This is a genomic window from Streptomyces eurocidicus (genome assembly GCF_002891295.1).
Lineage (GTDB): Bacteria > Actinomycetota > Actinomycetes > Streptomycetales > Streptomycetaceae > Streptomyces > Streptomyces eurocidicus.
The window spans coordinates 537,922-559,361 of record NZ_LGUI01000002.1 but is presented as its reverse complement, the minus strand read 5'-3'; the positions used below and the strand labels follow the sequence as shown (position 1 = coordinate 559,361).

General features: G+C 75.0%; 17 protein-coding genes. 12 read left to right on the top strand and 5 right to left on the bottom strand.

Features of this window, described 5'->3' with window-relative positions:
* The first annotated feature begins 201 nt into the window (after positions 1-201).
* The 5 genes from gndA (at position 202) to AF335_RS07400 (ending at position 6,751) form a co-directional block, all read left to right on the top strand.
* Positions 202-1,662, top strand: coding sequence for an NADP-dependent phosphogluconate dehydrogenase (gndA, locus tag AF335_RS07420; protein ID WP_102917466.1), 1,461 nt, complete (start codon positions 202-204; stop codon positions 1,660-1,662).
* Positions 1,663-1,985: 323 nt separating this feature from the next.
* Positions 1,986-2,474 (top strand): DUF6643 family protein, encoded by a 489-nt coding sequence (locus tag AF335_RS07415; protein ID WP_102917465.1) that lies wholly within the window; start codon positions 1,986-1,988, stop codon positions 2,472-2,474.
* A gap of 109 nt (positions 2,475-2,583) precedes the next feature.
* Positions 2,584-3,426 (top strand): MOSC domain-containing protein, encoded by an 843-nt coding sequence (locus AF335_RS07410; RefSeq protein WP_102917464.1) that lies wholly within the window; start codon positions 2,584-2,586, stop codon positions 3,424-3,426.
* A gap of 191 nt (positions 3,427-3,617) precedes the next feature.
* Positions 3,618-4,223: an Rv1733c family protein gene (locus AF335_RS07405; RefSeq protein WP_244926948.1), complete on the top strand. Its 606-nt coding sequence runs from the start codon at positions 3,618-3,620 to the stop codon at positions 4,221-4,223.
* Positions 4,224-4,318: 95 nt separating this feature from the next.
* Positions 4,319-6,751 (top strand): right-handed parallel beta-helix repeat-containing protein, encoded by a 2,433-nt coding sequence (locus AF335_RS07400; protein ID WP_102917462.1) that lies wholly within the window; start codon positions 4,319-4,321, stop codon positions 6,749-6,751.
* Here AF335_RS07400 and AF335_RS07395 read toward each other — a convergent pair.
* Positions 6,721-9,087, bottom strand: coding sequence for a hypothetical protein (locus AF335_RS07395; RefSeq protein WP_184743269.1), 2,367 nt, complete (start codon positions 9,085-9,087; stop codon positions 6,721-6,723). The genes AF335_RS07400 and AF335_RS07395 overlap by 31 nt on opposite strands.
* A gap of 185 nt (positions 9,088-9,272) precedes the next feature.
* Between AF335_RS07395 and AF335_RS07390 the strand changes: the two genes are divergently transcribed.
* Positions 9,273-10,118, top strand: coding sequence for a DeoR/GlpR family DNA-binding transcription regulator (locus AF335_RS07390; protein ID WP_102917461.1), 846 nt, complete (start codon positions 9,273-9,275; stop codon positions 10,116-10,118).
* Between the two features lie 74 nt (positions 10,119-10,192).
* Here the strand turns inward: AF335_RS07390 and cds1 are convergent, their stop codons facing one another.
* Positions 10,193-11,323: an L-cysteine desulfhydrase Cds1 gene (gene cds1, locus AF335_RS07385; RefSeq protein ID WP_102917460.1), complete on the bottom strand. Its 1,131-nt coding sequence runs from the start codon at positions 11,321-11,323 to the stop codon at positions 10,193-10,195.
* Between the two features lie 136 nt (positions 11,324-11,459).
* On the opposite strand from cds1, the gene AF335_RS07380 reads away from it, so the two are divergent.
* From AF335_RS07380 to AF335_RS07370, 3 genes are all read left to right on the top strand, one after another.
* Positions 11,460-11,789: a hypothetical protein gene (locus AF335_RS07380; RefSeq protein WP_102917459.1), complete on the top strand. Its 330-nt coding sequence runs from the start codon at positions 11,460-11,462 to the stop codon at positions 11,787-11,789.
* A gap of 198 nt (positions 11,790-11,987) precedes the next feature.
* Positions 11,988-12,539: an ATP-binding protein gene (locus tag AF335_RS07375; RefSeq protein ID WP_102917458.1), complete on the top strand. Its 552-nt coding sequence runs from the start codon at positions 11,988-11,990 to the stop codon at positions 12,537-12,539.
* A 276-nt stretch (positions 12,540-12,815) separates the two neighbouring features.
* Positions 12,816-13,610, top strand: coding sequence for a maleylpyruvate isomerase family mycothiol-dependent enzyme (locus AF335_RS07370; protein ID WP_102917457.1), 795 nt, complete (start codon positions 12,816-12,818; stop codon positions 13,608-13,610).
* Between the two features lie 115 nt (positions 13,611-13,725).
* On the opposite strand, the gene AF335_RS07365 is transcribed toward AF335_RS07370, so the two are convergent.
* Positions 13,726-14,949 (bottom strand): ROK family protein, encoded by a 1,224-nt coding sequence (locus AF335_RS07365; protein ID WP_102917456.1) that lies wholly within the window; start codon positions 14,947-14,949, stop codon positions 13,726-13,728.
* A gap of 17 nt (positions 14,950-14,966) precedes the next feature.
* On the opposite strand from AF335_RS07365, the gene AF335_RS07360 reads away from it, so the two are divergent.
* Positions 14,967-16,190 carry an MFS transporter gene (locus AF335_RS07360; protein ID WP_102917455.1) on the top strand — a complete coding sequence of 408 codons (1,224 nt, stop codon included), beginning with the start codon at positions 14,967-14,969 and terminating at the stop codon, positions 16,188-16,190.
* A gap of 105 nt (positions 16,191-16,295) precedes the next feature.
* Positions 16,296-17,189 carry a DUF2797 domain-containing protein gene (locus tag AF335_RS07355; RefSeq protein ID WP_102917454.1) on the top strand — a complete coding sequence of 298 codons (894 nt, stop codon included), beginning with the start codon at positions 16,296-16,298 and terminating at the stop codon, positions 17,187-17,189.
* 352 nt (positions 17,190-17,541) lie between these two features.
* On the opposite strand, the gene AF335_RS07350 is transcribed toward AF335_RS07355, so the two are convergent.
* A complete protein-coding gene (locus tag AF335_RS07350) occupies positions 17,542-18,768 on the bottom strand; it encodes a geranylgeranyl reductase family protein (RefSeq protein ID WP_184743266.1) in 1,227 nt (408 codons plus the stop codon).
* 215 nt (positions 18,769-18,983) lie between these two features.
* Between AF335_RS07350 and AF335_RS07345 the strand changes: the two genes are divergently transcribed.
* Positions 18,984-20,363 (top strand): dipeptidase, encoded by a 1,380-nt coding sequence (locus AF335_RS07345; RefSeq protein WP_102917452.1) that lies wholly within the window; start codon positions 18,984-18,986, stop codon positions 20,361-20,363.
* Positions 20,364-20,381: 18 nt separating this feature from the next.
* Here AF335_RS07345 and AF335_RS07340 read toward each other — a convergent pair whose 3' ends face one another.
* On the bottom strand, positions 20,382-21,419 hold the full coding sequence (locus tag AF335_RS07340; RefSeq protein ID WP_102917451.1) for an NUDIX hydrolase: 1,038 nt from the start codon (positions 21,417-21,419) through the stop codon (positions 20,382-20,384).
* Positions 21,420-21,440: the final 21 nt, after the last annotated feature.

The following is a 21,440-nucleotide window of genomic DNA, read 5'->3' as shown; positions in this document are numbered from 1 at the left end:
GAAGATCTCCGCCAGGAGCGAAAGTGACAAGATCGAGGCCATCTCGGCGCATTCCCGGTCACCTCCCCACGACCGTGCCACGATGATCAGGCGACACCCGGCGGCCCCGGCGGGAAGATCCAGTTGCCCTCCGGCGTTGCCGCCTCGCACAAGCCTTACGCACAGCCTCACCGACGCACGTGACAGGAGTGGATCCCCGCAATGCCCAGCACCCCCTCCCCCAAGGCCACCGCGCAGATCGGCGTCACCGGACTCGCCGTCATGGGCAGCAACCTCGCCCGGAACTTCGCCCGCCACGGCCACACCGTCGCCGTCCACAACCGCACCTACGCCAAGACCACCGCCCTCGTCGAGGAGCACGGCCGCGAAGGGAACTTCGTCCCCGCCGAGAGCGCCGAGGACTTCGTCGCCGCCCTGGAGAAGCCCAGACGGCTCATCATCATGGTCAAGGCCGGCGACCCCACCGACGCCGTCATCGACGAGTTCGCACCCCTCCTCGACGAGGGCGACATGATCATCGACGGCGGCAACGCCCACTTCGCCGACACCCGACGCCGCGAGAAGGCACTCCGCGAAAAGGGCATCCACTTCGTCGGCACCGGCATCTCCGGCGGCGAGGAAGGCGCCCTCAACGGACCCGCCATCATGCCCGGCGGATCGGAGGAGTCCTACAAAGCCCTCGGCCCGCTCCTGGAGTCCATCGCCGCCAAGGCCGAGGACGGCGCCCCCTGCTGCGTCCACGTCGGCCCCGACGCCGCCGGACACTTCGTCAAGATGGTGCACAACGGCATCGAGTACGCCGATATGCAGCTCATCGCGGAGGCGTACGACCTGCTGCGGAACGTGGCCGGGTTCACGCCGGCCCGGATCGCCGAGACCTTCCGCGGCTGGAACGCCGGGCGCCTGGACTCGTACCTCATCGAGATCACCGCGGAGGTGCTCGCCCACACCGACGCCGCCACCGGGCGCCCCTTCGTGGACGTGGTGGCCGACGAGGCCGAGCAGAAGGGCACCGGCCGGTGGACGGTGCAGACCGCGCTGGACCTCGGGACCCCGGTGTCCGGCATCGCCGAGGCCGTGTTCGCCCGCTCGGTCTCCGGCCACCGCGACCTCCGCGCCGCCGCCCGGGAACTGCCCGGGCCGCGGCGCGAGTTCCTCTCCGCCGACGAGGCGGAGGCGTTCGCGGCGCGGGTCGAGGAGGCGCTGTACGCGTCGAAGGTCGTCTCGTACGCGCAGGGCTGGAACATGATCGCCGCCGCGAGCGCCGAGTACGGCTGGGACATCGACCTCGGCGCGATGGCCGCCATCTGGCGGGGCGGCTGCATCATCCGGGCGGCCTTCCTGGACCGCATCCGCAGCGCCTTCGCCGCCGACCCGGCACTGCCCACCCTGCTGGCCGACAAGGGCTTCGCCGAGGAGGTCGGCCGGGCCCAGGACGCCTGGCGCTCGGTCGTCACCACCGCCGTCGCCCACGGCGTGCCCACGCCCGGCTTCTCCGCCGCCCTCGCCTACTACGACGCGCTGCGCGCCGAGCGGCTGCCCGCCGCCCTGACCCAGGGGCAGCGCGACTTCTTCGGCGCGCACACCTACCGGCGGGTCGACCGCGAGGGCTCGTTCCACACCCGGTGGAGCGGGGAGCGCGACGAGGAGCGCACCGCCTGATCCGACCGCGCCCGCACCCCCGGGCGCCCCCGACCGGGGCCGGCCGACATCCGGTCCGCCCCGGTGGCGGCGGCCCGCGCGCCGGGCGCCTCCGGCGCCACCTGACGGGGTGCCAGGCCGGCCCCGGACCACCGGCGGGCGGATCGTAGGAAAAGGTGCGAACAGGTCGTGCGACACGCCGAAAATCGGTGACCGGATCACCCGCTCGTATGGATGTGTCCCTACCTGTCGTTTCTGTCCTGACCTGCGTCTTTGCAGGTCAGAAAGGGGTTGCGGCGACCTCGGCGTAGACCGGGCCGGGGAAAGGGCTTAACTTATGCGCTATGACCTCCCCCCGCAGCACCTACGGCGGTGGCTACTACGCCGCGCCGTCGTTCCCGGACACCCCCATCTACGACAGCCTTGTCGCGGAGCGGGGCACCCCGCAGATCGCACCCATCCGGGTGTCGTCGCCGTACGACGGCGGGAGCCAGCTGCCCGCCCTGCCCGCGCTGCCGTCCGGCCCGTCGGCCGCCGCGCAGCCGCAGGCGCCGCAGAGCGGCTACGCGGCCTCCGGCCAGCAGTACGGCTATCCGGCCGCGAACGGCCCGCAGCCCGCCGGTCTCCAGCAGGCCCCCGCGCCCTACATCCCGCAGCAGGCGCCGCGCTACCCGGGCCCCCAGCAGTACCAGCAGCAGCGCCCGGCGGCCGGTGGTCCCGCCGGCCCGGCCGGCTACGACGCGATGCGGCCCGTCGCGCCCCGCCCCGCCCCGGCGCAGCAGTACGAGGACCCGTACAACCGCCCGTACCCGCCGCAGCAGGGCGGCTACTGACCCCGGCCGACCCGGCCGGGCGGCCGGGCGACGCCAGGTGCCGGGGGGCCGGGGCGGACGAGGGGAGAATCATCATCCGGCCCACGGGGCTCGATGGCAGGATGACAGCATGTCCACGCCAGCGCTGACCTCGATCCACTACTACCCCGTCAAGTCCATGGCCGGGTGCGCGCCCGCCGAGGCCGCCGTGGAGCCATGGGGGCTCGCCGGGGACCGGCGGTGGCTGGTCACCGACGAGAGCGGCGCGCAGATCACCCAACGTCAGCGGCCGCGACTCGCGTTGGCCTCGGCGCGACCGGCCGCGGGCGGCGGGGTCCGGCTCCGCGCGCCGGGCGCCGAGCCGATCGACGTCCCCGTGCCCGGCCTCCACGAGCGGGGCGGCACGGTCACGGTCCAGGTGTTCCGGGACAAGATCGAGGCGGTGCCCGCCGGGGCCGCGGCGGACGCGTGGGTGAGCGACTTCCTGGAGTGCCCGGCCCGGCTGCTGCACATGGACGACCCCGCCGTCCGGCGCGGGATCGACCCCGACTACTCCCGGCCGGGCGAGACGGTCAGCTTCGCCGACGGCTTTCCACTGCTGGCCGCCACGCTCGGCTCGCTGGACGCCCTCAACTCCCTGATCGCCACGGGCGACCACGCCGAGGAGGGCCCGCTGCCCATGAACCGCTTCCGGCCGAACGTGGTGATCGCGGGCACCGAGCCCTGGGCCGAGGACGGCTGGCGGCGCCTCCGGATCGGCGAGGTCGTCTTCCGTGCCGTCAAGCCCAGCAAGCGCTGCGTCGTCACCACGACCGACCAGCTGACGGCCGTACGGGGCAAGGAGCCGCTGCGCACGCTCGTCCGGCACCACCTGATCGGCAACGGCGCGGTGTTCGGCATGAACCTCATCCCCGAGCACACCGGGGTGCTGCGGGTGGGCGACCCCGTCGAGATCCTCGCGTCGGCCGGCTGAGGCCCGCTCCCCCTCGCCTCTCCACATCGCCCCCTTCCGTTTCTGACGTCCCTGTCGCCCCGCACCGCACGCCATCCGTCAACGTGCCGCCGCGAACGGCATCCGGAGGGGGTGATTTTGCTCTCTCCGCCGCCTTCATCCGCATGCGATGCCCTGTGTGAGGTATCTACGGAACGCGGAAGGGGGTGAGCGTGGTGCGCGCGACAAGGTGGGCATGGCGGTGGCGGCGCAATCCGCTGCGCCGCCGGACCGATGCCCTGGAGGCATGGATCGGGCTGGCCGCCGTGGCGCTGATGCTGCTGGCCGGCACGGCGACCGGCTGGGCGACGGGGACGCTCGCGCACAAGGCGCTGCGGGAGACGGTCCGCGAGCAGCAGCGGCACCGCCATCTCGTGACCGCCACGGCGCTGCGCACCCTGCGGACCCGGCCCGCCGGGACGGACCGCGAGACCGCGACCGAGCGCGAGGGACACCTGCGGGTGATCGCCCGCTGGCCGGGCCCGGAGGGCGAGCGGCTCTCCGGCGTGGTCGCCGTCCGCGACGCCGCCGACCCCGGCCACCGCTTCCGGCTGTGGACGGACGACCGGGGGCGGGTCGCGGGCCGCCCCATGGACCGGGGCACCGCCGCGGTCCACGCGGTCCTCGCCGGCGTCGGCGCGGGCGCGGGCGCCGCCGGGCTGGTCGAGGGGTGCCGCAGGGCGGCCGTCTGGCGGCTCACCCGACGGCGGTACGCCGACTGGGACCGCTCCTGGCGACAGGCCGCCCATACCTGGGGTCGCGCGGACGCGGGAAGCTGACCGGTCAACTCCCGTGGCCCGCGCGCGCTACGGTGGTCCGGCCGGTACGTACCGTGCCGGTGAACGCACGCACGAGGTGGGGGCAGAGCAGCACCATGGCACAGGGCTCGGTCCAGGTGACGCACAGCGGTACGTCGCGGTGGCGACGGCGCACGGGGGAGTACGACTCCCTGGCCTCGGCCCTGGAGGCGTCGGCGGACGGGGACGTCCTGTCCGTCGCGCCGGGCACCTACCGGGAGAATCTGGTGGTCACGCGCGCCATCACGCTGCGCGGCACCGAGGGCACGCGCGGCTCGGTGCGCATCGCCCCGACGGAGGGCGTCGCCCTGACCCTCCGGGCGTCGGCGGCGCTGCTGGACCTCCACATCGAGGGGCAGGACGCCGCGGCGCCCGCGCTGCTCGTCGAGGACGGGGCACCGGAGCTGGCGGATCTGCGGATCACCACCCGCTCCGCGGCGGGCATCGAGGTGCGCGGCGGCTCCCGGCCCACGGTGCGCCGCTGCACGGTCGACAACCCCGGCGGCATCGGGATCAGCGTGCTGGACGGCGCGGGCGGCTTCTTCGAGGACTGCGAGGTGGTGGCCGCCGGCCAGTCGGGGGTCTCCGTCCGTGGCGGCGCCCACCCCCGGCTGGAGCGCTGCCGGGTGCACCACGCCTCGGGCGCCGGGCTGTCCATGACCGGCGAGGGCAGCGCCCTGGAGGCGATCGGCTGCGAGGTCTACGAGATCAGGGGCACCGGGGTGCAGGTGACCGCCCGCGCGGCCGGGCACCTGACCGACTGCCAGGTGCACCGCAGCTCGGGCGACGGCGTGACGCTGGACACCGACGCGGTCCTCTCCCTGGTGGACTGCGAGATCCACGACGTCCCGGAGAACGGGGTGGACCTGCGCTCCCGTTCGGTGCTGTCGATGACGCGCTCGGCGGTGCGCCGCTTCGGGCGCAACGGCCTGTCCGTATGGGATCCGGGCACCCGTGTGGAGGCCGACCGGTGCGACATCCACGAGAGCACGGGTGACTACCCGGCCGTCTGGGTGAGCGACGGCGCGACCGCCGTGCTGGGCGCCTGCCGGGTGCGTGACGTGCCGGACGCCCTGTTCGTGCTGGACCGGGGGTCCGCCGTCGAGGTGGTCGACAGCGATCTCGCGCAGGTCCGCAACACCGCCGTGTCGGTGAGCGACGGCGCCACGGCCCGCCTCGACGACTGCCGGATCCGGCAGGCCGGTACGGGCGCGTGGTTCCGTGACCACGGCAGCGGGGGCGCGATGACGGACTGCACCATCGACGCCACGTCCACGGGCGTCATCGTCACGAAGGGCGCGGACCCCACTGTCGAGCGCTGCACGGTCAGTTCGCCCGCCGAGGCGGGCTTCTATGTGTCGGCGGGCGGCCGGGGCACCTTCCACGACTGCCGGGTGACGGGCAGCGGCGGCTACGGCTTCCACGTCATCGACGGGTGCCGTTCGACACTGAGCGGGTGCCGCACGGAGCGGTGCGCGCGCGGGGGGTACGAGTTCGCCGAGGCCGGCACCGTCAGCGAGGGCTGCACGAGCGACGAGGGCGTGATCGCGACCGCCGGGGCCGCGCTGTCCCGGGGGCGGGCCGTCGGCGCCCCGGTGGTGGAGGCGGTGCCGCTGGCTCCGCCGGCGTCGGTGCTGTCGGTCGGGGTGCCGTTGCAGCGCTCCCCCGACGACGCCGGGCCGGCCGCCCCCGAGGCGGGGCGCCCGGCGGCGACGGTGCTCGGGGAGCTGGACGCCCTGGTGGGCCTGGAGAGCGTCAAGCGCGAGGTGCGGGCGCTCACGGACATGATCGAGGTCGGGCGGCGCCGGCAGGAGGCCGGGCTCAAGGCGGCCTCCGTACGCCGGCACCTGGTCTTCACCGGCTCCCCCGGCACCGGCAAGACCACGGTGGCGCGGCTCTACGGCGAGGTCCTCGCCTCGCTCGGGGTGCTGGAGAGCGGGCACCTGGTGGAGGTCTCCCGGGTGGACCTGGTGGGCGAGCACATCGGGTCGACGGCCATCCGCACCCAGGAGGCGTTCGACCGGGCGCGCGGCGGCGTCCTCTTCATCGACGAGGCGTACGCCCTGTCGCCGGAGGACTCCGGGCGGGACTTCGGCCGGGAGGCCATCGACACGCTGGTGAAGCTGATGGAGGACCACCGGGACGCGGTCGTGGTGATCGTCGCCGGCTACACCGCGGAGATGCAGCGCTTCCTGACCGTCAACCCCGGTGTCGCCTCCCGCTTCTCACGGACCATCACCTTCACCGACTACGCGCCGGACGAGCTGCTGCGGATCGTGGAGCAGCAGGCGGTCGACCAGGAGTACCGGCTCGGCGAGGGCGCCGGGGACGCCCTGCTGAAGTACTTCACGGAGATCCCCAAGGGCCCGGCCTTCGGCAACGGCCGGACGGCCCGGCAGACCTTCGAGTCGATGGTCGAGCGCCACGCGGGCCGGGTGGCGCAGCTGTCCGCCCCCAGCACGGACGAGCTGACGCTGCTCTACCCGGAGGACCTGCCCGAGCTGCCCTGAGCGGGCACCCAGGCGTCGAGCTCGGCCAGCAGCGCCGCGCGCTCCTCGGCGAAGGCCGGGTCGGCCTGGTAGTGGGAGTGGCAGAGGATGGGCGCGGGCAGCGGGTGTTCGGGTGTGCGCCCGTAGACCAGCGGGTCCTTGAGCGGGCCCCGGTCGACGCGCCGGGTGTCGTCGTCGGCCCCGCCCGGGGGGAGGCGGATGGGGCCGCCGATGGGGTCGGTGCGGCGCCACAGGTTGCGCCAGCACCGTATGTCGCGGTGCAGCGCCGTGAGTTGCGCGGGGCCGAAGTAGGCGGGGAACCAGCGCCCGTAGAGGCGCTCCAGGGGCGAGCCGTGGGTGAGGAGGGCCACGCGGGCGCGGGTCGCACGGTCGAGCTGCCAGACGGCGGCGGCCGCGAGGACGCTGCCCTGGGAGTGCCCGGAGATGACGAGCCGGCCGCCCGTGCGCTCCGTCCAGGTCCGCATCCGCCAGGTGAGGTCGGGGACGGCGCGCTCGGCGTAGCAGGGCGGGGCGAAGGGGTGGGCGGCGCGCGGCCAGAAGGTGCCGACGTCCCAGAGGATGCCGACGGTGCGGCGCGCGGCGGGGTCGCGGTAGGCGCGCCGGCCCCAGGTGAGCAGGAGGACGAAGCCGAGGCCGACGCACCAGGAGCCGAGCGCCTGGGCGGTCTGCGCGCAGCTCTCGACGGCGTCGGGCGTGCCGCGGGCGGCGCGGCCGGGTACGTCGCCGGTGGCCCAGGCACCGGCGAGCGCGCCGCCGCCCAGGAGGAGGCTGAGGCCGGCCGCGGCACCGGCGACCCAGGGGGCGGAGTCGGTGAGCCCGGCGCGGGCGACGGCACCGGCGACGGCGCTCGTACGGGCCCGGTCGGGCTCCTCGCCGGGGTAGTCGCCGGGGACGGTGCGGAGCAGCTCGCGGCGGGCTCGGACGGCTCGCAGGGCGAGGTGGAGGGCGAGCAGGAGCAGGGCGGCGAGCAGCGGGGGTATGGCGGACGCCTGCCAGGACAGGACGACCGGGGGGCCGGGGATCGGGCCGTCGCCCATGCCGGGGGTGGCGCGGCCGTCGAGCCAGTCCGCGGCCCGCTGGGCGACGCCGGCGGACATGAGGCCGCCGAGGGCGCAGGCGAGCGTGGCGACGACGGGGCCGGCGAGCCCGGCCAGCGGGGCCCGCTCGACGGGCTCGGCGCGGTGCAGGCGGCGGGCGGCGACCGCGAGGAGGACGAGCAGGAGGATCTGGGCGAGGCCGATGGCGCCGAAGAGGCGGTCGCCGGGGAGCATTCCGGCGGAGGCCCAGCGGGGGCGGCTCCAGGCGGCGTGGACGGCGGCGAGGACCAGCAGGACGAGGGCCACGACGGGCAGCGCCCGGACGGCGGCGCGGTCGGCCCTCCCGTCGGGGGTGCTCTCGTGGCGGCCCCGGCGGCACACGGTGAAGAGCGTGAACACGGCGGCGGCCGTGAGCGCGACGACGAGGGCCCAGCCGGTGGCGTCCAGGGCGGTGCTGCCACCGGGCGCGCGGTCCTGGCGGGTGGCGGCCTGGGTGAGGACGGCGGCGACGGTCAGCAGGGCCGCGGCGGTGTGCGCGGCGCGGAGGCGGGCGACGATCCGCCGCCCGTACCAGAAGCCGTGCAGGCACAGGGCCGGGCGGCCGCCCGTGCGGGGCTCGCCGTCGTCGGGGGCGGGGCCGGGCGGCGGCTGGGTCTCGTAGGCGCTCCAGGAGCGGTGGGAGAGGAACCACAGCAGGCCGGTGAGGACGGCGGGCACGGTGGCGGCCAGGGCGAGCCGGCGGCCGGGCCGGCTCCACCAGCCGTCCCTGGCGGAGGCCATGAAGCCGAGCCACGACTTGCCCGAGGAGCACGCGCGGGTGCCCGCGCACTGCCAGGCCGTCAGGTCGAGGGTGACCTCGCAGATCGCGGCGGTGAGCAGGACGGTGAGGCTGAGGGCGACGAGGCGGACCAGCACGCCGTAGGCCCGCGCGGTGCGGGTGCGGGCCTCGGCGGCGGGGCGCATCCAGTGCGCGAGGTTGACGACCATGAAGGGCAGCAGCACGAGCCACAGGGCGCGCGAGCCGTTCCCCGAGGTGAGGTTGGACCAGACGTACGCCTCGCGGACGGGTCCGTCGCGCGGCTCGCGCGGGCGGGTCTCGGCGTCGAGGTCGTCGGTGCGGCGGTAGATGCCCGCGACGTCGTCGCCGGTGACGCGCTCGGTGCGCGGATCGCCCAGCATGCCTTCCGGGGTGGCGCCGCCCACGCCGTGCACGAGCAGTTCGAGGGCGAGCCCCGGTGATTCCTGTGTCGCTTCTTGTGTCGCTTCTTGTGCCGTGGCCGGCTGTTCCCTTGCTTCCACCGCGTCCCCCGATCCCGGTGTGGTACCTCACTTCAAGAATCGTCCCAGGAGGCACTGACAATGCGCGTCCACGGCGAACGAGGCGTAATCGTGATGAGAGTTGAGCGAAGCCGATCAGTTGCCTTACGTACGTGGGAAGATGAGCGAGCACGGCTGTCGACGGCTGACCGGAAAGGACGGCCCGGGTGAGCGACCACCAGAACCTCCTCGCGGAGCAGCGGCGCGCCCTGATCCTCGACGAGGTCCGGCGGCGCGGGGGCGTGCGGGTCAACGAGCTGACGCGCAGGCTGAACGTCTCGGACATGACGGTCCGCCGGGATCTGGACGCGCTGGCCAGGCAGGGCGTGGTGGAGAAGGTGCACGGCGGCGCGGTGCCGGTCGCGGAGGCGACGGCCCACGAGCCGGGTTTCGAGGCCAAGTCCGCCCTGGAGCTGGCGGCGAAGGAGGACATCGCGCGGGCGGCGGCGGGGATGGCCGCGCAGGGCGGTGCGATCGCGCTGGCCGGCGGTACGACGGTGTTCGCGCTGGCGCGCCGGCTGGTCGACGTCCCGGACCTGACGGTGGTGACCAACTCGGTGCGGGCCGCCGACGTGTTCCACTCGGCGCAGCGGGCCGTGACGCCCACGGGGCCCGCGGCCCGGCCGGGCGCGGCGACGGTGGTGCTCACGGGCGGGGTGCGGACGCCCTCGGACACGCTGGTCGGGCCGGTCGCGGACGCCGCGATCCGCTCCCTCCACTTCGACGTGCTGTTCATCGGTGTGCACGGGATCTCCACCGAGGCGGGTCTGTCGACCCCGAACCTGGCGGAGGCCGAGACCAACCGGAACTTCGTCCGGGCGGCGCGGCGGGTCGTGGTCCTCGCGGACCACACCAAATGGGGGACGGTGGCGCTGAGTTCCTTCGCCTCGCTCGACGAGGTGGACGCCCTGGTGACGGACGCGGGGCTGCCGCCGGTGGCGCGCCGGGAGATCGCGGAGCGGCTGCCGGAGCTGGTGGTGGCGGACGGCTTCGGCGAGACGGCGGAGCTCTAGGGCCGGGGACGGCACGGCCCCGGCCACCGGCCGGGTGCCGGATGACCGGGCGGGCGTACGACAGGGAAGGTCCGTCAGCAGGGCCAGTGGCCGGTCGCCAGGAAGGTCGTGATGGCCGCGGTGTACGGCGCGATGTCCATGCCCTGCTCGGCGAGCCAGGCATCGGAGTAGTACGTGTCGAGGTAGCGCTCGCCGGGGTCGCAGACGAGGGTGACCACGCTGCCCTGGCGGCCCCGGTCGGCGAGTTCGGCGACGATCTTCAGTGCGCTCCAGAGCCCGGTCCCGGTGGAACCGCCCGCCTTACGGCCGATGGCCGCGTCCAGCGCGCGTACGGCCGCGACGCTCGCGGCGTCGGGCACCTTCATCATCCGGTCGATCGCGCCGGCCACGAAGCTGGGCTCCATGCGCGGCCGGCCGATGCCCTCGATGCGGGAGCCGCGCTCGCTCGTGGCGGAGGGGTCGTGGTCCCGCCAGCCGTCGAAGAAGCAGGAGTTCTCGGGGTCGGCGACACAGATGCCGGTGTCGTGCTGCATGTAGCGCACATAGCGGGCGAGGGTCGCCGAGGTGCCCCCGGTGCCGGCGGTGGCGACGATCCAGGCGGGCACCGGGTGGCGTTCGAGGCGCAGCTGCTGGTAGATCGACTCGGCGATGTTGTTGTTGCCACGCCAGTCCGTGGCCCGTTCGGCGTAGGTGAACTGGTCCATGTAGTGGCCGCCGGTCCGCTCGGCGAGGGCGGCCGCCTCGGCGTACATCGTCCGGGGGTCGTCGACGAAGTGGCAGCGGGCGCCCTGCGCCTGGATGAGCCGGCACTTCTCCCGGCTGGTGGTGCGGGGCATGACGGCGACGAAGGGCACGCCGATCAGGGCGGCGAAGTACGCCTCGGAGACGGCGGTGGAACCGCTGGACGCCTCCACGACGGGCGCGTCGGGGCGGATCCAGCCGTTGCACAGGCCGTGGAGGAACAGCGAGCGGGCGAGGCGGTGCTTGAGGCTGCCGGTGGGGTGGGTGGACTCGTCTTTGAGATAGAGATCGATGCCCCACTCCTGGGGCAGGGGGAAGCGCAGCAGGTGGGTGTCGGCCGAACGGTTGGCGTCGGCCTGCACCTTGCGGACCGCCTCGGCCAGCCAGGCCCGGTGGGCGGTGTCGCTGCGGTCGATGTCGACGGTGGGGGTGGCGGAGCCGCCCGGGCGCACGGTGCTGTTCACGACGCTCCTCACACAGTCCGTCCGGGCCCAGGTGGGAGCACTCGGACGTTTCGATCATAAATGGGCACTGGTGCGTGAGCCGCCTCACAGGCAGACTGCCCACGAGGCACACGATTCGGCCGGGGAGGCGGTTGCCGTGGCGGAGCCGGAGTTCAACGCGACCGGGGTGCGGATCGAGCGGGCCCTGCGCTCTCTCACCAGGGCCGGTCAGGTGAAGATCAAGGACGGCAGGCTGGAGCTCCTGACGAGCTACGGCCGGGAGATCGACAGCGCCCCCCTGGACGCGGTCCACGCGAGCAAGCCGTGGTTCGCCGCCCGGGACCGGGCGCGGGCGCGGGTGAACGGCACGCGCTACGTCCTCACCCTGGGCGGCCGGGACGGTGCGGCCGAGGAGCCGGGGCCGTCGGCGGTCCGGCGGTTCCTGGACGCGGTCCGCTCGGCGCGCGACGGCGATGCGCGGGGCTGAAGCCGCAGGAGTTGCGCATGTGGCGGTGAGAACCGACCCTTGACCCATATCGGCATCACCGAGGGTAGAGCGGCGATTACACTCCGGATCAGTGTTCCGCCGACCGGCTCAGCCGCCACCGCCGTTGGACCGGACCCGGCGCGTGCCGGAACGCCTATCTGCATCAGGCTAGCCCTACTTCTTCAGGGAGTCGCAGCCGTGATCAGTCGACCGAACAAGCACTGCACCGTAGAGCTCCAGGCTCTGCCGCCGCGGATCGGCCAGGTCCGCAGAATCGTATCTGCGCAGCTTCGTTACTGGCATCTCGATCCCCTCATCGACACCGCCGCACTCGGTGTCACCGAGCTCCTCACCAACGTCCACCGGCACGCGGAGCCCGACAAGCGCTGCACCGTCGAGATCGACCTCGTCCTGGACCAGCTCACGGTCTCGGTGCGGGACCACGACCCCCGGCTGCCGCGCGTCGGGGACGCCGACACCGGCAGCACGCACGGCCGCGGCCTGGCCCTGATCGCCGCCGTCAGCGCGAGCTGGGGCGTGCAGGAGCGGCACGACGGCGGCAAGGTCGTGTGGTTCACGCTCGCCGTGCCCGGTACGCCCGCGGCCCGGCGGACGCAGACCGACCGCGCCGCCGTCACGTTCGAACAGGCCGTAAGCCGGTTGCCCGCGCTGGACGAGTCCGTCTTCGAGGCGCCCGCGGCGGCCCTCCGGACGGCGTCGCTCGGCGACCGCTCCCCCGTCCCCGGCTGAGCCGGGCAAGGCGTACACCCCACCCACCCTCGCGGGAGCGGCCTCTGGCGGCCGCGACGGCGCGCGACGCCCGTCGGACGCGCCGCCCGCCGGGCGGGCCGGGCCCCGGCGCCCCTGGTGCCCCTGGTGCTCCGCCACGTCCGGTACGTGGACGGGTCCCACCGCACGCCCGGCACACGCCCGCGCCCCACGAGCCGGCCGCCTGAGGAGGGCTGTTCGACCAGGAGGCCCGGCCGAACGGCCCCCCTCAGGCGGCACCCGTGGCAGAGTGAGGACGTGGACCACCTCTCCGTACTCCACCGTGAAGTCCTGGCGTTCGAGGCGGCGGCACGGCGGTCGGCCGACTCGGACGGAGCGACTCCGGTCCCCTCCTGCCCCGGCTGGTCGGTGGCCGACCTGGTCGTGCATCTCGGCAGCGTCCACCGGGCCGTGGCCCATATCGTGACGCGGCGGCCCCACGGCCCGCCGGACCCTTCCGACCGCGCCTTCCTCGGCCTCCCCGCGGACACCGACGGCTGGCCGCGGCCGGAGCACGCGCCCCACCACGGCCCGGTTCCCCCAAGCCTGTTCGACTGGTTCGCGGCCGGAGCGGCCGCCCTGGAGTCGGTGCTGCGCGACCGGGAGCCGGACGACCGGGCATGGACGTGGTCCGGAGAACGGACGGTCGGATTCTGGCGGCGGGTGCAGGCCGTCGAGGCGGCGGTGCACCGCTGGGACGCCGAGGACGCGCTCGGCGCGGCCCGGCCGCTGGAGGCGGACTTCGCCGCGGACGCCATCGGCCACAACTTCGAGGTGTTCGCGCCCGCCCGGCGGACCTGGCGGAGCGTACCCGCGGGCAAGGGCGAGCGGTTCGGCTTCCGGCGGACCGACGGTCCCGGCGAGTGGACCGTGTCCTTCGACGGGGACGACGTCCGGACCGCCGACGGCGCCGGGCCCCGCGACGTCGAGGCGGCGGGCACCGCCTCGGACCTGCTGCTGTTCCTGTGGCGGCGGATCCCCGCGGAGCGGCTCGACGTCACGGGCGATCGGCGCGCGCTCGACCGCTATTTCACTCTCGTTCCTCCCGTGTGAGCTCCGGAGTCCTCCTCCAGGACGGCCGCTCCGGCGCCGGTACCCGTCAGGACGGCCCTTCCGGAGCCGGTGGTCGTCCTCGTCGATCCCACCGGCGGCGTACCGGGCGGCCCGGTCAGCCGAGTGCCGCCAGGGGGTCGTCCAGGACCGGCTGCCACGCCGCCTCGGCCGCACCGATGAGGCTGTTGTGGTCGAGGGTGCAGGACAGGATGGGCACGCTGCCGCTGCGGCCCCACAGGCTGCGGTCGGCGACGACCGCGCGCAGGCGTTCGGGGTCCGCCTCCAGCAGTTCGCGGTGCAGACCGCCGAGGATGATGCGGTCCGGGTTGAGGATGTTGACCAGACCCGCGAGGCCGAGGCCCAGCCGGTCGACGACCAGCTCGGCGGCGGCGCGCACGGCCGGGTCCGCGTACTCCGTGCGGAGCAGGTCGCGGGACTGCTGGAGCAGGGAGACCTCGGGGCCGGGGTCACGGCCGGCGGCGGTCAGGAAGGCCAGCGGATCGGCCTCGACGTCCAGGCAGCCCCGGCTGCCGCAGTGACAGGGCAGGCCCGCGGGGTTGACGGTGAGGTGGCCCACCTCCAGGGCGAGACCGGAGCTGCCGCTGTGCAGCCGGCCGTCGAGGACCAGCGCGCCACCGACGCCCCGGTGCCCGGTGGCGACGCACAGCAGGTGCCGGGCGCCGCGCCCGGCACCGTGCCGGTGCTCGGCGAGGGCTGCCAGATTGACGTCGTTGCCGGTGACGCCGAGGGCGGGGGCGCCGCCCGGACCGGGCACGTCCGCCTTGGCGAGCGCCTCGGTGAACAGCTCGCGGACCGGCGCCCCGGCGGGCCAGGAGAGGTGCAGGGGGTTGAGGGCGGTGCCCTCCGGTTCGGCGACGGCCGAGGGGACGGCGAGGCCCGCGCCCAGACAGCGGCGGCCCGTCTCGCGCAGCAGCCCCGCCCCGGCCTCGACCACGGCGTCGATGATGTGCGCGGGGTCGGCGGGTACGGTCATACAGCCGGGGGCGGTGGCGACCATGCGGCCGCCGAGCCCGACGAGGGCGGCGCGGAAGCCGTCGGCGTGGATCTGCGCGGCGAGGACGACCGGGCCGTCCGGGGCGAGGGAGAGCCGGTGCGAGGGCCTGCCCTGGGAGCCGGCCGCGGCGGCGGGGCGCGCGTCGACCTCGATCAGCCCGAGGGCCTCCAGCTCGGCCGCGACGGCGCCGGCGGTGGCGCGGGTCACGCCGAGCTCGGCGGTGAGCACGGCACGGGTGGGGGCGCGTCCGGTGTGGACGAGCTCCAGTGCCGGGCCGAGCGCGCCACGGCCCCGTTCCAAACGTGTTGTCCGAGTCTGGGTCACCCCCCTATTCTGACTTTGTGCCGACGCTAAACAAAATACGGACAGCCATTTCGAGCCGATCCGGCCGAATACCCACCGATCCAGACCTCCGCCGCCTCCGCACCGCCCTCACCCTCTTCTTCGCCCTCGACGGCTTCCTCTTCGCCGGCTGGGTGGTCCGTATCCCCGCGATCAAGGAGCAGACCGGCGCCTCCGCCGGGGACCTCGGCCTCGCCCTGCTCGGCGTGTCGGCGGGCGCCGTGGCCACCATGGCGGTGACCGGCCGGCTGTGCCGGCGCTTCGGCAGCCATCCCGTCACCGTCGCCGCCGGCGTGCTGATGTGCCTGGGCATCGCCCTGCCGCCGCTCACCCACTCGGCGCTCGCACTCGGCCTCGTCCTGCTCGTCTTCGGCGCCGCCTACGGCGGGCTCAACGTCGCCATGAACAGCGCCGCCGTCGACCTCGTCGCGGCGCTGCGCAGGCCGGTCATGCCCGGCTTCCACGCCGCGTACAGCCTCGGCGGAATGCTCGGCGCGGGACTCGGCGCGCTGATCGCCGGACAGCTGTCCGCCACCCGTCACCTGCTCCTCCTGACCGGCTTCGGACTGGTCGTCAGCGTGCTCGCCGGGCGCGCGCTGCTCTCCCGCCCGGCGCCCGTGGTCGACCGGGTGACCCCGGCGGCGAAGCCCGGGGCGAAGCCGGCCGGCCGCCGGCGCGGCCTGGTCGTGGTCCTGGGCCTGATCGCCCTGTGCGACTCCTACGGGGAGGGCGCGCTCGCCGACTGGGGCGCGCTCCACCTCCAGCAGGACCTCGGCGCGAGGGCGGGCCTCGCGGCCGTCGGCTACTCCGTCTTCGCGCTCGCCATGACCGTGGGCCGGCTGTCGGGCACCGCCCTCCTCGAACGGCTGGGCCAGACGAGGGCGCTGGTCGCGGGCGGTGCGACGGCGGCGGCGGGCATGCTGCTCGGATCCCTCGCCCCGACGGTCTGGATGGCGGTCCTGGGCTTCGCGATCACCGGATTCGGCCTGGCCAACATCTTCCCGGTGGCGATCGGGCGGGCGGGCGAGCTCGCCGGACCGAGCGGCGTCGCGCTGGCCTCCACGTTCGGCTACGGAGGCATGCTGCTCGGGCCCCCGGCGATCGGCTTCCTCACGGAGTGGTTCTCCCTGCCCACCGCCCTGACCACGGTCGCGGGCCTCGCCGCCATGGCCGCGGTGATCGCCTACGGCACCCGGAACGTGGTGCGGGCCGCGGGCCGGTGAGAGGATCCGGCGGCCGTTGTCAGTAGTGACTGACACACTGCACGGCAGGGGGCGTCCGGCGGGCCGGGCGGCTCGCGGGGCCGGGAAACGGAAGGGGCGGGCGGTATGCGCGCGGGAGGCGACGACTGGCGGTGCGCCGGGGTGCGCTGGCGGCCCACGGGGCCCGAGCTGGCCTGGCTGCACCCGGTGCACGGCGGGCGCGCCTCCGCGCTGCCGGCGGGCCGGCCGCTGGCCTTCGCCTCCGGGGACGCCCGGCGCTGTCTCGGCGTCCGCAGGGGCGGTCGGCACACCCCGTGCCCGGTCGGTGCCGCGCTGACGGCCACGGCCGTCTCGTCCCAGTGCGCCGAGTGCGCGCGGCTGGACCGGGCGCACTCCGTGGCCGCCGACACGATCGCCGACGACCCTCGCCCTTACGACGTCTATCTGGCGTGGTTCGCCCCCGGCCTGATCAAGGTCGGGATCACGGCGGCGGAGCGCGAGGGGGCCCGGCTGCGGGAGCAGGCCGCGCTGTCCTACGCGCTGCTCGGGCGCGGCCCGCTGATGGCGGCCCGCCGGGCGGAGGCCGTGCTCGGGGCGGCCCTCGCGGTCCCCGACCGCTTCCCGTACGCCGCCAAGCGCGCCGCCCGGCACCCGCTGCCGACGCGCGAGCTGCGGACGGCCGAGCTGGCGGAGCTCCACGGGCGGGCCCTCGGGCTCGCCGGTCTGCCGGAGTCGCCGGCGGTCCGGGCGTTCGCGCCGGTCCACCACGACGAGGAGTTCCACCTCGACCGGCTCCGGCCCGGCCACGGCCTGGTGGAGCTCTCCCCCGGGTGCGCGATATCGGGACGGGTCGCCGCGGTCGCCGGGCCCGATCTGTATCTGGACGCGGCGGACGGCCGGCTGCTGCTGGTCGACACCCGGCAGCTGGCGGGGTGGGCGCTGCGGGCCTCGGACCCTGGGGCGGCCGTCACCGCGACCGTCCGCCCGCCGGAGCCGGCCGGACCGGAAGCCCTTTTCTGAGCGGGGCGGGTGCGGCCGGGGGTCCGGCCCGGCCCGGAGAGGGCCGGGACGGGGCTCGGGCCGGAAGTCCGGAAGCCCCTCCGTCCGAGAAGCTCCGGGAAGTACCGGGAAGCTCCGCGACGGGTCCGGCCGGGAGGGCACCGGGGAGGCTCCCGCCCGGAGCGGATCACCTCGAAGACGTACGCGTCCCACGGCGGACCCGCGCCGTCCGCCCGCGCCCGCGGCACCCGCCCGTCGCGACCCATGGCGGCCACGTCGGGGGGGCAGGGCGGGCGCGGGGCGTCCATCGCACGTGGCGGCCGTGGCCGCTCCCCCGGGAGCAGCCACCCGCCCGCGCGCCGGGGTCCTCCTGTCAGCGGTCCATCGAGGACAGCACCCGCCGCGCCATGGAGTGTGTGCGGACGACCTCGGCGAGCGTCGTCGTCCCCCGGGTGATCTTCGCGAAGACCTGCCACGCCGGCCGGAAGCCGGTGAGCGCGGCGTGTATCAGGCCGGGGCGGCGCTGGTAGAAGGCGAGCATGCGCCGGCCGACGCCCATCTCCACGCCGAGGCCCGCCTTGATGGCGAAGGCGTAGTTGAGCGCCTGCCGGCGGGCGTCGACGGCGTCCTGCGCCTCGCCGATGCGGGCGGCCCACTCCCCCGCCAGCCGGCCCGAGCGCAGGGCGAAGGAGATGCCCTCGCGGGTCCACGGCTCCAGCAGGCCGGCGGCGTCACCGCACACGATGACCCGGCCGCGCGACAGCGGCGAGTCGTCCGAACGGCAGCGGGTGAGGTGGCCGGAGGAGATGCTGGGCTCGAAGCCGGCCAGGCCGAGCCGGGCGATGAAGTCCTCCAGATAGCGCTTGGTGGCCGCGCCGTCGCCACGGGCCGAGATCACGCCCACGGTGAGGGTGTCGCCCTTGGGGAAGACCCAGCCGTAACTGCCCGGGATCGGGCCCCAGTCGATGAGCACCCGGCCGGCCCAGTCCTCGGCGACGGTCCGCGGGACCGGGATCTCGGCCTCCAGGCCGAGGTCGACCTGGTCGAGCTTGACGCCGACGTGGGCTCCTATGCGCCCGGCGCTGCCGTCGGCGCCGACGACGGCGCGGGCGAGGACGGTCGTGCCGTCACCGAGCACGACGGCGACGGTGCGCCGGTCGGGCACGGCGGGGCCGTGCTGCTCGACCCGGGAGACCGTGACGCCCGTGCGCACCTCGGCGCCGGCGGCCCGCGCGGAGTCGACGAGCGCGGCGTCGAACTCGGGGCGGTCGATGAGACCGAAGAGCATCCGCTTGGAGCGGCGGGTGCGCGTCAGCTTCCCGTTGAGCGAGAAGGTGACGGCGTGCACCCGGTCGCGCAGGGGAAGTTCGAAGCCGGGCGGCAGGGAGTCCCGCGAGGGGCCGATGATGCCGCCGCCGCATGTCTTGTAGCGCGGCAGTTCCGCCTTCTCCAGGAGGAGCACCCGGCGGCCCGCGGACGCCGCCGCGTGGGCGGCCGACGCCCCTGCGGGCCCCGCCCCCACCACCACGACGTCCCACACCGGTTCCTGACCCCCGGTCGCGTCCCGCTCCGCGTCCTGGGCTGCGTTGTCGCTGCTCACCTGTGCTTCTACTCCCGCTCGATCACCGGCTAGGGCTACCGCCCGCATCCTAAGGCCCCCGGCTCCCGCCGCCCGCCGTGGGAAGCCCGTGGCCGCGCGCCACGAGGGCCCGGCGGCGGGGACCTACGGAGGAGCCGCGCGGCGAACCATGGGAGGATCAGCAGACAATCGCCCGTACGTACGGATATAACGCCTCGCCCCCAAGGAGCGTTCCCATGGAACCGTCCTCGCCCGCCACGCCGACCGCGCTCGCGGAGACCGTCGCCGCCCTGCAGTCCCGCGCCAGGGCGGAGCTGGCGGAGCTCGTGGCCTTCGCGTCGGTCGCGGACGAGGCGCAGTTCCCCCGCAGCGAGTGCGAGGCCGCGGCGGACTGGGTGGTCCGGGCGCTGCGCGCCGAGGGCTTCACGGATGTGGCGCTCCTGGACACCCCGGACGGCACGCAGTCCGTCTACGGCTTCCTGCCGGGCCCGGCAGGCGCCCCCACGGTGCTGCTCTACGCGCACTACGACGTGCAGCCCCCGCTGGACGAGGCCGCCTGGCTGTCGCCGCCGTTCGAGCTGACCGAGCGCGACGGCCGCTGGTATGGCCGGGGGGCCGCCGACTGCAAGGGCGGCCTAATCATGCACCTCACCGCCGTCCGGGCGCTGAAGGAGCACGGTGGCGTCCCCGTCAACCTGAAGGTCATCGTGGAGGGCTCGGAGGAGCAGGGCACCGGCGGCCTGGAGCGCTACGCGCAGCAGCACCCCGAGCTGCTGGCCGCCGACGCCATCGTCATCGGCGACGCGGGCAACTTCCGGGTGGGCCTGCCGACCGTGACGGCGACGCTGCGCGGCATGACGCTGGTCCGCGTCCAGGTGGACACGCTGGCGGGCAATCTGCACTCCGGCCAGTTCGGCGGGGCGGCCCCGGACGCGCTGGCCGCGCTGATCCGCATCCTCGACTCGCTGCGCGCGGAGGACGGCACCACCGTGGTGGACGGCCTGCCGTCGGACGCGAGCTGGGAGGGGTTGCAGTACCCGGAGGAGGAGTTCCGCAAGGACGCCAAGGTCCTCGAAGGGGTGGGCCTGATCGGCTCGGGCACCGTCGCCGACCGCCTGTGGGCGCGCCCGGCCGTCACCGTGCTGGGCATCGACTGCCCGCCGGTCGTCGGCGCCACCCCGGCCGTGCACGCGGGCGCCCGGGCGCTCGTCAGCCTGCGGGTGCCGCCGGGCACGTGCGCGACCGAGGCGACGAAGCTGCTGACGGCGCACCTGGAGTCGGCCGCGCCGTGGGGCGCGCGGGTGGCCGTGGAACAGGTCGGCCAGGGCCAGGCGTTCCGCGCCGACACCGCCAGCCCGGCGTACGCGTCGATGGCCGAGGCCATGCGCGTCGCGTACCCGGGCCAGGAGATGCAGGTCTCCGGCATGGGCGGTTCGATCCCGCTGTGCAACACGCTGGACGCCCTCTACCCCGAGGCGGAGATCCTCCTGATCGGCCTGAGCGAGCCGGAGGCCCAGATCCACGCGGTGAACGAGAGCGTCTCGCCGGAGGAGCTGGAGCGGCTCTCGCTCGCCGAGGCCCTCTTCCTCACCCACTACGCGGACAGCCGGAACTGACGCCGGCCGGACCGGCCGTCAGCCGACGGGCACGCCCGCCTCGAGATTGAGCGGGCGGCCCTGTTCGCGGGCGCGCAGCGCCCACCGGAGCCTGTTCAGACGGACGGGCGGCAGCAGCGCGGCGGCCTCGTCCTCGGTGACGAAGCGCCAGCCGCGCAGTTCCGAACCGGGCAGCAGGAGCCGGTCCCCGTCCGCGCCCGGGAGCCGGCCGCCGTCGAAGAGGAACCGCATCCCGCCGAAACCGGGCGGGTTCGGCGGCTCCCAGTCGACGACGAGCAGCCGGGGCACGGAGGGCAGTTCGACGCCTAACTCCTCGGCGACCTCCCGCACGCCGGCGCGGGCGGGCGCCTCGCCCGGTTCCACGACCCCGCCGGGGAACTCCCAGCCGGGTTTGTAGGTGGGGTCGACGAGGAGCACCCGGTCCTCCTCGTCGAAGAGCAGCACCCCGGCGGCCAGGGTCTCGGCCCTGGGCTCGGGGGTCTGGACGATCGCGCAGATGCCGGCGGCGCCGGTGCGCAGCGCGTCGGCCACCCGTTCGGCGGCCTCCCGGGGGGTCAGCGCACCGGTGTCTAGGGCGAAGGCGTCGGACCGGAGCCAGGGCAGGGCGGCCCGGTAGGGGCCGATGTGGTCACGGCACCACCGCCGGACGGACTCGGTGCGTTCGGGGTCGTCCGGGAAGTCCTCGCGGCCTTCGATACGGGCGCGCAGGATCGTTTCGTCGGTCTCCAGCAGCAGATGCCGGACCGGGATGCGCCGCGCGGCCAGCCCACCGAAGATCTCGTCGCGGTACTCCTGCCGCAGCAGGGTCATGGGGACCACGAGCACCCCGCCGACCTCCGCGAGCACCGCGGCGGCCGCGTCCACGACCAGCCGGCGCCAGCTCGGCAGGTCCTGGTAGTCACCGACCTCGCCCAGTCTCTTCGGCGGCAGGAGGTGGCCCAGCGCCCCGCCTATCACCTCGGGGTCGTACAGGGTGCTGCCCGGGACCAGCTCCGTCAGCTCCCTCGCCGTGCTGGTCTTCCCCGCACCGAACGCGCCGTTCAGCCAGACGATCACGGTTCCCCCTTCTCCGTAGGC

Excerpts from the sequence above, each read along its gene's own strand:
- AF335_RS07345 (WP_102917452.1), top strand. The coding sequence starts at position 18,984 with ATGGAACCGTCCTCGCCCGCCACGCCGACCGCGCTCGCGGAGACCGTC.
- AF335_RS07355 (WP_102917454.1), top strand. The coding sequence starts at position 16,296 with ATGCGCGCGGGAGGCGACGACTGGCGGTGCGCCGGGGTGCGCTGGCGG.
- gndA (WP_102917466.1), top strand. The coding sequence starts at position 202 with ATGCCCAGCACCCCCTCCCCCAAGGCCACCGCGCAGATCGGCGTCACC.
- AF335_RS07400 (WP_102917462.1), top strand. The coding sequence starts at position 4,319 with ATGGCACAGGGCTCGGTCCAGGTGACGCACAGCGGTACGTCGCGGTGG.
- AF335_RS07410 (WP_102917464.1), top strand. The coding sequence starts at position 2,584 with ATGTCCACGCCAGCGCTGACCTCGATCCACTACTACCCCGTCAAGTCC.
- AF335_RS07415 (WP_102917465.1), top strand. The coding sequence starts at position 1,986 with ATGACCTCCCCCCGCAGCACCTACGGCGGTGGCTACTACGCCGCGCCG.